The following is a 12361-nucleotide window of genomic DNA, read 5'->3' as shown; positions in this document are numbered from 1 at the left end:
CCTCAGTTCAGCGCTTCAACCGGTTTAAACGTATTCCCCACCAGCGGCTTGGCATCTGCTTGCGGCACATGGCACTGCAGGCAGAAGTAGCGACGGGGGGAGACCTCGCCCAGCGTCATGCCATCGCGGGTTTCGAAATGGGTCGGGCTGATCTTGGGGGCCTTCATGGCGCTGGCATTCTTGAAGCTGTGACAAGCCAGACACTTGTTGACCTTGGTATCCACCTCGTAGTTGCGGATATCGTGGGGGATCAGCGGCGGCTGATGCATGTACTGGCGATCATAGGGCTCGCCATCCTTGCGGAAATTCTTCATGGGGGCGGCATTGGCATCGGTCACCAGATCGGTGGCGCCCCGCTCGGACTTGAGCCCGCCGGTGCTGTTGGTGATCTCGGGGACGGCCGCCATCAGGGAACCCGCCATCAGGCAGGCCAGCATTGCTCCAATCAGCTTTTTCATTATGTGTTCTCCGACGTTTTTTCTGCCTTGATGGCAAAACCTACAGTGATTTCAAAAACTTGTTCCGCGCAAACATCAATGCAACGGCCACAGTTGGTACACTCCTGAGCCGCAATCAAGGGCCCGTGACCACGCTTGGCACCGTGAACGGGGCCGCGCAGGATGGGGCGCTCCGGGCAGACCGCATAACAATCCATGCAGTTGTTGCACCGCTCGCGCCCCTTGGCAGAAATCTTGATGAATCCGCCCCGGTTGAGCAGGGCATAGAAGGCCCCCACCGGACAGAGATGACCACACCAGCCCCGCTCAACCACGAAGAGATCGAACAAGAACAGTACCGCCAGCAGAGTCCAGCCAGCTCCCATGCCAAACAGCAGACCACGCATGGCCAAGGGCACCGGATTGACCAGCTCCCACACCATTACCCCTGTCACCGCCGCCGCCACCAGCACCATGGCGAGCAGCCAATAGCGGGTAGCACGGCTGAACTGACCGTTGCCCTTGAGGCCAAGGCGCCCCCTGAGCCAGGCCGCTGCATCCGTGATGAGGTTGACCGGACAGACCCAGGAGCAGAACACCCGCCCCCCGACCAGCCAGTAACCGACCAGCACGATGGCTGCCCCCAGCCAGAGAGTAGATATCGGCCAATGGCCTGCGGCCACCGATTGCAGCAGGGTCAGCGGATCGGTGAGCGGCACCGTCTCCAGCAACAGCGAGCTGGAGAGGTTGCCCTTGAGGATCCAGACACCCGCCAGCGGCCCCAGCAGGAACAATGCAAGTACACCGAACTGGCTGAGCCTGCGCAGCAGCAGGAAGCGGTGGGAACGCCACCATCCCAGCTTGATGCGCGCCTCGCCCCCCGGATAACGACTCATAGTCCCTCCGGTTTACGGGTTGGCAGGGTGAGCCTGTCGCCAATCAACGACTTGCCCGCCTTCGCCTTCTCTTCCCAGCCAAGCCGGTAGTGATGACCCAGCTCCCCCTTGGCGAGCTGGCGAGGTACCACCTTGATGGCGGCCTCCTCCAGCACGCAGGCATGCTCGCACTTGCCACAACCGGTGCAGATATCGCTGTGTACCGTGGGCAGAAACATGGCGTGCTTGCCGGTACGCTGGTTGTGCTGCAGATCCAGGGTGATCGCCTTGTCGATAAGCGGGCATACCCGATAACACACATCGCAACGCAAACCCAGATAGTTGAGGCAGGTCTCGTGATCGATGAGCACTGCCACCCCCATCCTCGCCTGATCAATATCGGTCATCTGCTGATCCAGCGCCCCGCTCGGGCAGGCCACCACGCAAGGGATGTCATCACACATCTCGCACGGGACGGCACGCGCCTTGAAGTAGGGTGTCCCCGTGGTCACCGGCTCAAACAGCCGGGCCAACTTGAGCGTGTCGTAGGGGCAGGCCTCGACGCAGAGTCCGCAGCGCACGCAGGCGCCGAGGAACTCTGTTTCATCAAGGGCTGCAGGGGGACGCAGCGCCTGAGCCGGCACCGCATGCACCTGCTGGCGGGCCATGCCGCCGAGCCCCACGCCAAGCAGGCTCACACCGCAAGCCCCCTTGGCCATGTCGGCCAGAAACTGGCGACGACTACGACTCATCTCGACTCCCCGCCTTAAGCCTTCATCACCTTGACGGCGCACTTCTTGTAATCCGTCTCTTTGGAGAGCGGATCGGTGGCGTCCAGGGTCAGCTTGTTGACCAGCTGGCTCGCGTCAAAGAAGGGCATGAAGACCAGACCTTTCGGCGGACGGTTGCGACCACGGGTCTCGACCCGGGTTTTCACCTCGCCCCGGCGGGAGGAGACGATCACCTCTTCACCACGGCGCACGCCGCGGGCCTTGGCATCGTCCGGGTGCATGAACAGCACCGCATCCGGGAAGGCGCGATAGAGCTCGGGCACCCGACGGGTCATGGTGCCGGTGTGCCAGTGTTCCAGCACGCGACCGGTGGAGAGCCACAGATCGTACTCTTGGTCCGGCGACTCGGCGGCAGGCTCAAACGGCAGGGCGAAGATGACCGCCTTGCCATCGGGCTTGCCATAAAAACGCACCCCCTCGCCCGCTTTCACGTACGGGTCAAACCCTTCGCGATAGCGCCACAGGGTCTCTTTACCATCGACTACCGGCCAGCGCAGACCGCGCGCTTCGTGGTACTGATCGAACGGCGCCAAATCGTGACCGTGGCCGCGACCGAAAGTGGCGTACTCCTCGAACAGCCCCTTCTGGACGTAGAACCCGAAGTGTTCGGCTTCGTCGTTCAGCAGCCCCTTGCTCTGCTCTTTCGGGAACTGGTTGACCTGACCGTTGGCATAGAGCACGTCGAACAGGGTTTTGCCCTTCACTTCCGGCATTTTGGCAATCAGCTCTGCTGGCCACACTTCCTCGACCTTGAAGCGCTTGGAGAACTCCATCAGCTGCCACAAGTCGGACTTGGCCCCTTCCGGCGCTTTCACCTGCTGGTGCCAGAACTGGGTGCGGCGCTCGGCGTTGCCATAGGCGCCCTCTTTCTCCACCCACATGGCGGTGGGCAGGATGAGGTCAGCGGCCTGGGCGGTAACAGTCGGGTACGGGTCAGAGACCACGATGAAGTTGCGCGGGTCGCGATAGCCAGGCAGACGATCGGTATTCATGTTGGGACCGGCCTGCATGTTGTTGTTGCACATCACCCAGTAGGCGTTGAGCTTGCCATCTTTGAGCATGCGATCTTGCAGCACGGCGTGGTAACCCACCAGCTCCGGGATGGTGCCTTCCGGCAGTTTCCAGATCTTCTCGGCGATGGCGCGGTGCTTGGGATCGGTCACCACCATGTCGGCCGGCAGACGGTGGGCAAAGGTGCCCACTTCACGAGCGGTACCGCACGCAGAAGGCTGGCCAGTCAGGGAGAAGGGGCCAGAGCCCGGCTCGGAGATCTTGCCGGTCAGCAGATGGATGTTGTAGCAGAGGTTGTTGGCCCAGACACCGCGAGTATGCTGGTTGAAACCCATGGTCCAGTAAGAGACCACTTTCTTGCTCGGATCGGCATAGAGCTTGGCCAGTTTTTCCAGCTTCTCTTTCGATACACCGGAGAGCTTGGAGACAGACTCCACATCGTAGTCGGCCACGAACTTGGCAAACTCCTCGAAGGTCATCGGGGTGGCATCGCCGCTGTCCGGGTTCTTCGCTTTCTGCTGCAGCGGGTTGGTCGGACGCAGACCGTAACCGATGTCGGTGACACCTTTCTTGAACACTGTGTGCTTGTTGACGAAGTCCCAGTTCACCTTGTCGTTCTGGATGATGTAGTTGGCGACATAGTTGAGGATCGCCAGATCGGTCTGGGGGGTAAATACGATACCGTTATCCGCCAGTTCGAAGCTGCGGTGCTCGAAAGTGGAGAGCACGTGCACTTGCACATCCGGGTTGGATAGACGGCGATCGGACATCCGCGACCAGAGGATGGGGTGCATCTCGGCCATGTTGGAACCCCACAGCACGAAGGCGTCGGCCTGCTCGATATCGTCGTAGCAGCCCATCGGCTCATCCATACCGAAGGTACGCATAAAGCCGACTACTGCGGAGGCCATGCAGTGACGGGCGTTGGGGTCGATGTTATTGGTACGGAAACCGGCCTTCATCAGCTTGGCGGCGGCATAGCCTTCCCAGACAGTCCACTGGCCGGAGCCGAACATGCCAACGGCAGTCGGGCCCTTCTCTTTCAGGGTGGCCTTGAACTTCTCGGCCATGATGTCGAACGCCTGATCCCAGCTGATGGGAGCGAAATCGCCATCCTTGTCGAACTGGCCGTTCTTCATCCGCAGCATGGGCTGGGTGAGGCGATCCTGACCGTACATGATCTTGGAGAGGAAGTAGCCCTTGATGCAGTTGAGGCCACGATTGACCGGCGCATCGGGGTCGCCCTGAGTCGCCACGACGCGACCATCCTGGGAACCGACCAGCACGGAGCAGCCGGTACCGCAGAAGCGGCAAGGCGCTTTATCCCAGTGGATGGCAGTCTTGTCGGTACTGGTGATGAGATTGGCCGCCAGGGTGGGGGCACTGACACCGGCCACGGCAGCGGCAGCCGCCACCGCGTTGGCCTTCATAAAGTCGCGTCGACTCAGCTTCATGACATATCCTCGCATTGCTTGTCGCGTAAGTTATCGAGTGTATTTAACTGGCGCTCGCTCAAGGCTACGAACCGCATACCAGTGCCTCGTTTTTATCGCATCAACTAGAAACCACTCTGCCAGGTCGTGGCGACCCGACTTCACGGCACCTTATTCATTGCTGGGCATCGAGTTCATCGAACTGATGGTAAATCAGGGCGGCAGAGAGCACGCCCGGCATCGCCTGTATCGCATCGATGGCCGCCATGATCGGCCGCTGGCTTGCCCCTTCCAGGGTCACCACCAGCTTGCCTTCGTCGGTGACGGCGTGGATCTCGGCACCGTCGAGGGCCGCGATCTCTTCTGCGAGCTGGTGACGCAAGGTGGGCTGGGTCAGCACCACCAGACTCGAAACATGAAACTCCTGACTCATTGTGACTCCCGGGTCATTCAATGCCTGATTCATTCTGACTCTTCTGCGCACTGGCCGCCGAGCCATCCACCTTGATGCTGCCAACCGGGCAATCCTGCACACAGGCACCACAGCCGTTACAACTATCCAGCTCAATGACCGGGGTGGGTACCCGCCCCAGTGTCGGAATAAAGCGAATGGCCCGCGGTTCACAACTGTCCTGACAGCGCTGGCAATAAACCTGGCTATTGGCCAGGCAGTTGGCGGCAATGGACGCCTTGTATTGCCAGGGCGTCTCCGATGCAGGCCGGAACAGCGGCTCCTTGCAGGCGGCAACGCAGTCACCGCAAAAGGTGCACTCGCCGCGCTGAAAATCGACGGTGGGAAAACCTCCCTCGCCGTTGACCAGGATCTGCTCCGGGCAGGCGGCCAGACAATCACCGCAGCGGGTACATCCGGCCGAGAATTGCGACCAGGCCACCGACCAGGGCAGTTGCACCGGAGGCTCGGCAACCCGCAAGCGCCCCCGAAACAGGCCACGGCGGGCAAGATCGATCTCTTCCGGCATATTGACTCCCGTTTCAGTGATGAAGGGTGTAGCACGAGTCCTTGATTGGCATTTTCGATACCAATTATAAGAGTGGGTGTATATTGCGGCCCTGACAAGTGAAGGGATATACCACCAGGGAGATAAACAGGGGGGATTCTTGCGCCAGATCAAAGCCTTGCAGCGCAATAAAAATGGAGGTACCGGTTAAAATACCTCCATATGAGGATTGCTATTTAATCGTTGGCGATTTTTTGCAGTTATCCGCCGATCGAGGCGAGATGGGGGGTAATACCGGCATTGCCCTCATGGAGGCGATGGGTGGCACTCTTGCCCGCCAGTGCGACACGAATGCGCTGTTGCAGCTCATCGGATTGCGCATCTGCGCTGAGCAGATCCCGCAGGTCGACCCCATTGTCGCCAAACAGACAGAGGTGCAACTTTCCTGCCGAGGAGACCCGCAACCGGTTGCAACCGGCACAAAAATCCTTGCTGTAGGGCATGATGAGACCCACCCCGCCCTGCGATTCCGGATGCATGAATACCTGCGCCGGGCCGTCATCCTTGCCACGCAGCTGCTGCAGCCAACCGCTCTCAAGCAGACGCTGCTTTATCCCCTCACCGCTGACATGGTGATCGCGAAACAGGGTATCCATCTCGCCGGTCTGCATCAGTTCGATAAAGCGCAGCTCAATAGGCTTGTGCTTGATCCAGTCGAGGAAAGCCTCCAGCTGATAGTCGTTGAGCCCTTTGAGCAGCACAGCGTTGATCTTCACCGACTTGAAACCGGCGGCGAGCGCCGCTTCGATCCCCTCCATCACCTCCGCCAGCTTGTTCTCACCGGTGATCTGGTGAAACTGGCGCGGGTCCAGGCTGTCGACACTGACATTCAGCGCATTGAGTCCGGCATCAAACCACTCGCGAGCCCGCTCTTTCAAGCGATAACCGTTGGTGGTCATGGCGACTTTCTCGATGCCCGGCGTGGTCGCGATCACATTGACGATCTCGGTGAAATCACGACGCAAGGAGGGCTCGCCACCGGTTATTCGCACCTTGCGGGTTCCCATGGCAGCAAAGCCATTCACTACGCGGCGGATCTCGTCGAGCGAGAGAAAGGATTTTTGTCCTCCCTTGTGACCTTCCGGAGGGCGATAGCCATCCGGCAGACAGTAGGTGCAACGGAAGTTGCACACATCGGTCACCGAGAGACGCAAATAGTAAAAACGACGGGAAAAACCATCTTCAAGAGGCAACATAAACACCTTTCCAAATACGGGAGGCCAGGGCATTTCTTTCCTGACCCTTACAGCTCGAACATCGGCTGACGGCTGGTTCTCCCCTATCCCAAGGACTTAGGCAGAACCGCTCGGAGTTCATCTAGTTTTTCGATGCTAACACAAGTTGGAGTACACTCCCACGCATCTTGACGACGCCTTGTCACAATTCAGAGGTCAATATCAACATGAGCATGGGACACAGATTCAGAGTCCATTCAGTCAGCAGCGCCATCGGGCGCGCCATGGTATTGATCCTCTTCATGGCCAGCCTTATTGCAGTAGTTGCCATGGTCACCCTCTTCTACTCGGTACCCGATGCCAAGGCGATCAACCTCTCCGGTTCGCTGCGGATGCAGGCTTACCGGATGGCTTACGAAATCGAGCGGGGCGAGAGTGTACTGGGCCGCCTCTCCCAGTTTGAAGAGACCCTGCACGCCGCTGAGCTGCAGGAAACCCAGCGCTGGATCACCCCCGCCTCCCTGCGCCGCACCTATGGCGAAGTGCTCGATCAGTGGCAGGAAATGCGTCAGCACATCGAAAACAGCACCCCCAGACGCTACACCGACAACACCGAGAAGTTTGTGGCCGCCATCGACGATTTCGTCAATCAGATGCAGTACCACGTCGAGTTCAAGGTACGGATGCTGGCACTGGCTGAGGGGCTCGGTCTGCTCGCCATCATCCTCATCGCCTGGTTTACCGTGCGCTTTACCCGCAAGCAGGTGGTCGCCCCGCTCAATCAGCTGGTCTATTGTGCTCGCCAGATCCAGCGCCAGGATTTCGATCTGCTGCTGCCCAGCCACGGTGAAAATGAGCTGGGGGAACTGTCGCGCGCCTTTGTCACCATGGCCGACGAGTTGGGCAAGCTCTATCGCGAGCTGGAGAACAAGGTGGAGGAGAAAACAGCCAAGCTGCAACAGGCCAACGATACCCTCTCCTTCCTCTACAGCACGGCCCAGAAACTGCACGCAGCACCGCTCAGCACCCGCACCCTCATCAAGCTGTTGGACAGGGCGGCTGCCCACCAGCATATCGATTACATCCGACTGACCCGCTTCGAAAATAACGCCATGCCGGTCTACACCTCCGGGCGTACCGGCTGGCCAGGCGATCTCGATGCGGTGGCCAGTTTCTATCTGCAGATGGATGATCAGGAATTTGGCCGGCTCGACATCATCAGCCAGCACCCCATTGACGAACGGCTGATCAGAAACTTCACCATGCTGCTGGCCCAGGTGCTGCACAAGGATCAGACCCTGCTGCAACACCAGCGGCTGCTGCTGATGGAGGAGCGGGCCGTCATCGCCCGCGAGCTGCACGACTCGCTGGCACAGGCACTCTCCTACCTCAAGATCCAGTCCACCCTGCTCAAACGCTCCTACGCCAAGGGGCAACAGGATAAGGCACAGGAGGCGATGCAGCAGATCGACGAAGGGCTCAGCAACGCCTACACCCAGCTGCGCGAGCTGCTCGGCACCTTCCGCCTCACCATAGGTGATGCCAATCTGGGTGAAGCGATCCGGGTAATGCTCGATCAGCTGCAGCCCCAGACCAACGCCGAGATCCGGTTCCACTACGGTCTGGCCGACTCGGATCTTGAAGCGGGCCAGCACATCCATATTCTGCAACTGATCCGTGAGGCAGTGCTCAACGCCATCAAACATGCCAATGCGCAAGTGATTGATGTTAGCTGTGAGACCCTCGCCAGTGGTAACATCGAGGTTCAGATTTCAGATGACGGTGTCGGTATTGGACTCGCCAGCTCGGCGATTAACCATTACGGCTTGAGTATCATGAACGAACGCGCCAACAAACTGCACGGCCTGTTGACCATCAACGAACAGCAGCCACAAGGCACCCGTGTGCATCTGACTTTTCCCACCAGTCTAGCGAGAGACGCCTGATGGACGAGATGAAATACAGTGTTCTGGTCGTAGATGACCATCCCCTGATGCGCAAAGGGATTGTGCAGTTACTGGCTCTGGAAGAGAACATGGAGGTGATCGGTGAAGCCTCCAACGGTACTGACGCCGTGGCATTGGCCAAGGAGTCCGAGCCGGACCTGATCCTGCTCGACCTCAATATGAAAGGGCTCTCCGGTCTCGATACCCTCAAGGCACTGCGGGCCGAAGAGGTCACCTCCCGGGTCGTCATCCTGACTGTCTCCGATGCCCGCCAGGATGTGGTAGCCCTGCTCAAGGCCGGTGCCGATGGCTACCTGCTCAAGGACACCGAACCGGATCTGCTGCTGGCCCAGCTGGCCGACGTGATGACCGGCAAGCAGATCCTGAGCGAGCCGCTGCGCCCCTACCTCGAGAATATCTACGAGCTGGATCACCTGCAGCAGAAGCTTGAGAGCTTAACGCGTCGCGAAATGCAAATCCTGCGTGAAATTGCAAAAGGCCTCTCCAATAAACAGGTCGCTTCCGTACTCCATATCTCCGAGGGGACGGTCAAGGTTCACGTGAAGAGCCTGCTGAAGAAACTCGAGGCGCAGAGCCGCGTGGAAGCGGCTGTCATGTATCTTGAGCAGCGCAACTAAACGCCCGCAACCTCCCGAAAAGCCACCCTCCGGTGGCTTTTTTCATTCTCTGGCACAGTCGCTGCATTGAGCTATTCAGCAACTACTCAATGGAGGATGGAACATGAAACTGCAACCTTTGGCCCTGTTCCCCTTGCCTTCCCACATACTCCCGGGCGGCAAGCTGCCTCTGCGTTTGTTCGAGCCCCGTCATCTGCAGATGCTCAAAGAGTCATTCATCAACGATCAGGGGTTTGGCATCGTGATGGAAGAGTCGACCACCTCGGGACAAGCAGGTCGCATCCTGCCGGTCGGTACCCGGGTCAAGGTGACTGACTTCTACACCCTGAACGATGGGATGCTGGGGATCACAGTACTGGGGCTGGAGCGCTTCTGCATCCACGAGATGGAGACCGACGAGCTGGGACTGCGTCGTGCCAAAGTGGAAACGCTGCCCAACTGGCCCAGCACCCACTCCGATTTCCACGACAAATTGCTGGTGAATCGCCTGCGCGAGGTGTTCGAGCAGTATCCGGAACTTGATGAACTCTACCCGGAGAAGCGCTTTGAAGATGCTGCCTGGCTCTGCCAGCGCTGGCTCGAAATCCTGCCGATGCCGATTTATGAAAAGCAGATGCTGATAGCCAAACAGAACAGCGAAGCGGCTCGCAAATTCCTGCATCGCCTGATTTCACAATGACAAAAGCAGCTTTGCAAAATGCAATTATTCCAACAATGAAAATCGAAATTTCGCATTTTGCAAATGAGTAGGAACACAACAAGCCATAACAAGAGAGAGCCGCTGCGCTAAACGGCCAAATTGAACATAAAAGAGTCATTTAAAAGTTGGCACAGATTTTTCATATAGATTTGTACAACCCGATTTATCCCGTGCTCTCTTCAGTATTTGCTGAAGAACTGGTCAACCCACAAAGTTGACCATTTTTTTTATCCGCGCGTCGGCAACCGTTGACCAAAGTGACGCTGCAGACAGTCACGCAGTCGTGACAAGGTGATCGGCTTGGCGAGAAAATCATCCATCCCCTGAGCCAGACAGCACGCCTTGTCCTCTGCCATTGCATTGGCCGTCAACGCGACGATGGGCATGGTGTAACCCATCTCCCGCAACCGTCTGGTCGCCTCCAGTCCATCCATCTGCGGCATTCGCATATCCATCAGGATCAGGTCCGGCTGCTGTTGCTCCACTTGCGCCAGCGCATCCAGCCCATTGACGGCCAACCGGACATGGCTCACCAGTTTTTGCAGCATCAGCGACACCACCAGCTGATTGACCGGGCTATCTTCCACCACCAGCACATCGAGCGGCAGCAGGGCGGGAGCACTCTCTTCCAGAGCAGGCTGGCAGTGACAGGGCAGCGCCATGTTGCTGAGCTCAAACCAGAAGCGACTCCCCTTGCCAGGCTCACTCTCCAGCCGGATCTCCCCGCCCATCAGAGAAACCAGACGCTTACTGATGGCAAGGCCAAGGCCGGTTCCCGAGAAGCGACGGGTGGCCGAGTTATCGACCTGCGAGAAGGGTTCAAAAAGCTGGGACTGATCCTCCGGGGCAATCCCGATCCCGGTATCACTCACCGAAACCCGCAATTTCTCCTCATGCCAGCCGAGCCGCAGCGTCACCCTCCCCTCATCGGTAAATTTGAGGGCGTTGTCGAGCAGATTGCCGATCACCTGGGAGAGCCGCATCGGGTCTCCCTGCAACTCCCCGGGCACACCATCGTCTACTTCACAGCACAACTCGATCCCCTTGGCATCGGCCCTTGCCTGCAGCGGCTCGATAAGCGACTGACAGAGGCGTTCTGTCTGCATCGTCTCGCAGTGAAATACCAGGGTCTGGGATTCGATTTTCGAGAAGTCGAGCACATCGTCGATAATGGTTTGCAGCAATCTGGCCGAGTGGGTCGCGTGACGCAGCAGGCTCTGCTGATCCGGTGCCAGCTCGGCATGTTGCAACAGATCGAGCATGCCCAGCACAGCGTTCATCGGAGAGCGGATCTCGTGGGTCATCATAGCCAGAAACTGGGATTTGGCGCGGTTGGCCGCTTCGGCTTCATCCCGTGCCCGAGCCAGCTCCTCCTCACGCCGGATCTGGCTGCTGATGTCCCGCGCGGTGCCGCGGTAGCCGATAAAGTTGCGCTCTTCATCGAAGCTCGGCTCGGCGCTCACCTCCATCCAGCAAGGCCCACCCTGCAGAGCGACCTGCATTCGCACTGCCCGAACCGGCTGACGCTGTTCCAGCAGTTCGAGGTAGACGTTGGCTTCCCGGCTGCCCTTGTTGCAAACATAGTCATAGAGAGTCGGCCGGGTAGAGAGCGGCATCTGCTCATCGAGATAGCCGGGCTCGGAGGCGTAGCTGAGTCTGTGCTCGGCATCCGTCTCCCAAAACCAGTCCGACGCCATGGCGGCAAAACTGCGAAAACGGCGCTTGCTGGCCTGCAGTGCCTCGGTCTTGGCCGCAACTTGCTCCTGCAAACGAGCCCGGTAGGTGATGTTGACAAGTGCCTGCGAGATGAGCGGGCGGCAGCGCTGCATCGCCGCCTTGCTGGTGAGATCGAACGTGCCGGCACGGGAGTGACGGCAGATGATGGTAGCACTGAATCCGGGAGCCTGCAGCCCGGTGAGCATCAGGCTCGCCCATCCCGGCGCTGCAGCGAGATCCGCCAGCTCAGGCAACTGGGAAGGGTCGTAGATCACCAGCGTCTCTCCCGCAATCGCCCGGCCAAATGCCGGTGTCATGGCCCAGTTATGTCCCTGCTCCACAGGATCGGTAGTGAGGTGGGTGACCCCTACTTTTCCTTCCCAAGCCACCACATCCGCATGCTCAAATCCGATAAAAGGCTTGAGCACCTGGATGAGGCTCTCCAGCACCTGCTCCGGCGTCTGGGCATCGGCCAGTGTCGCTACCCCGCTCAGCAGGGTCTGGGATTCATGCCGGTATTTGGCCTCGCGCTCACGACAACGCATCAGATCGACCAGAGTGGTCTGCAGTTTGTCGCCCAGGGCTTCCAGTTCGCTGTTGCCAATCATCTTGTTGCCTGT

11 protein-coding genes and 1 riboswitch are annotated in these 12361 nt (G+C 59.0%); of the genes, 3 read left to right on the top strand and 8 right to left on the bottom strand.

What is annotated here, in order from left to right; all coding sequences use genetic code 11:
- Window positions 1–2: 2 nt before the first annotated feature.
- The 7 genes from LG31_RS0113570 to moaA form a co-directional block, all read right to left on the bottom strand.
- Entirely contained in the window at window positions 3–458 is a 456-nt protein-coding gene (locus LG31_RS0113570) for a nitrate reductase cytochrome c-type subunit (protein ID WP_033114992.1), read from the bottom strand.
- On the bottom strand, window positions 458–1333 hold the full coding sequence (napH, locus tag LG31_RS0113565) for a quinol dehydrogenase ferredoxin subunit NapH (RefSeq protein ID WP_033114991.1): 876 nt from the start codon (window positions 1331–1333) through the stop codon (window positions 458–460). Before napH ends, LG31_RS0113570 begins: the two co-directional genes overlap by 1 nt.
- Window positions 1330–2064, bottom strand: coding sequence for a ferredoxin-type protein NapG (gene napG, locus LG31_RS0113560; RefSeq protein ID WP_033114990.1), 735 nt, complete (start codon window positions 2062–2064; stop codon window positions 1330–1332). The genes napH and napG overlap by 4 nt, the downstream gene beginning before the upstream one ends.
- Before the next feature lie 14 nt (window positions 2065–2078).
- Window positions 2079–4568, bottom strand: coding sequence for a nitrate reductase catalytic subunit NapA (napA, locus tag LG31_RS0113555; protein WP_033114989.1), 2490 nt, complete (start codon window positions 4566–4568; stop codon window positions 2079–2081).
- A 154-nt stretch (window positions 4569–4722) separates the two neighbouring features.
- Complete coding sequence (locus tag LG31_RS0113550) at window positions 4723–4980, bottom strand: chaperone NapD (protein ID WP_033114988.1); 258 nt, start codon at window positions 4978–4980, stop codon at window positions 4723–4725.
- 13 nt (window positions 4981–4993) lie between these two features.
- A complete protein-coding gene (napF, locus tag LG31_RS0113545; protein ID WP_033114987.1) occupies window positions 4994–5527 on the bottom strand; it encodes a ferredoxin-type protein NapF in 534 nt (177 codons plus the stop codon).
- A gap of 239 nt (window positions 5528–5766) precedes the next feature.
- Window positions 5767–6762 (bottom strand): GTP 3',8-cyclase MoaA, encoded by a 996-nt coding sequence (gene moaA, locus LG31_RS0113540; RefSeq protein WP_033115041.1) that lies wholly within the window; start codon window positions 6760–6762, stop codon window positions 5767–5769.
- Window positions 6750–6890: riboswitch (molybdenum cofactor riboswitch) on the bottom strand. (Overlaps the previous gene by 13 nt.)
- An 84-nt stretch (window positions 6891–6974) precedes the next feature.
- Here moaA and narQ point away from each other — a divergent pair.
- The 3 genes from narQ (at window position 6975) to LG31_RS0113525 (ending at window position 10004) form a co-directional block, all read left to right on the top strand.
- Window positions 6975–8687: a nitrate/nitrite two-component system sensor histidine kinase NarQ gene (gene narQ, locus LG31_RS0113535; RefSeq protein WP_033114986.1), complete on the top strand. Its 1713-nt coding sequence runs from the start codon at window positions 6975–6977 to the stop codon at window positions 8685–8687.
- Entirely contained in the window at window positions 8687–9325 is a 639-nt protein-coding gene (gene narL / locus LG31_RS0113530; protein WP_033114985.1) for a two-component system response regulator NarL, read from the top strand. Before narQ ends, narL begins: the two co-directional genes overlap by 1 nt.
- A gap of 103 nt (window positions 9326–9428) precedes the next feature.
- Window positions 9429–10004, top strand: coding sequence for an LON peptidase substrate-binding domain-containing protein (locus LG31_RS0113525; protein WP_033114984.1), 576 nt, complete (start codon window positions 9429–9431; stop codon window positions 10002–10004).
- A gap of 248 nt (window positions 10005–10252) precedes the next feature.
- Here LG31_RS0113525 and LG31_RS0113520 read toward each other — a convergent pair whose 3' ends face one another.
- On the bottom strand, window positions 10253–12349 hold the full coding sequence (locus tag LG31_RS0113520) for a PAS domain-containing hybrid sensor histidine kinase/response regulator (protein ID WP_033114983.1): 2097 nt from the start codon (window positions 12347–12349) through the stop codon (window positions 10253–10255).
- Between the last annotated feature and the right edge of the window lie 12 nt (window positions 12350–12361).

Source organism: Aeromonas lacus (genome assembly GCF_000764665.1).
GTDB classification, from domain to species: domain Bacteria; phylum Pseudomonadota; class Gammaproteobacteria; order Enterobacterales; family Aeromonadaceae; genus Aeromonas; species Aeromonas lacus.
The sequence above is the reverse complement of the archived record's forward strand: the minus strand, read 5'-3'. Positions and strand labels throughout refer to the sequence as shown.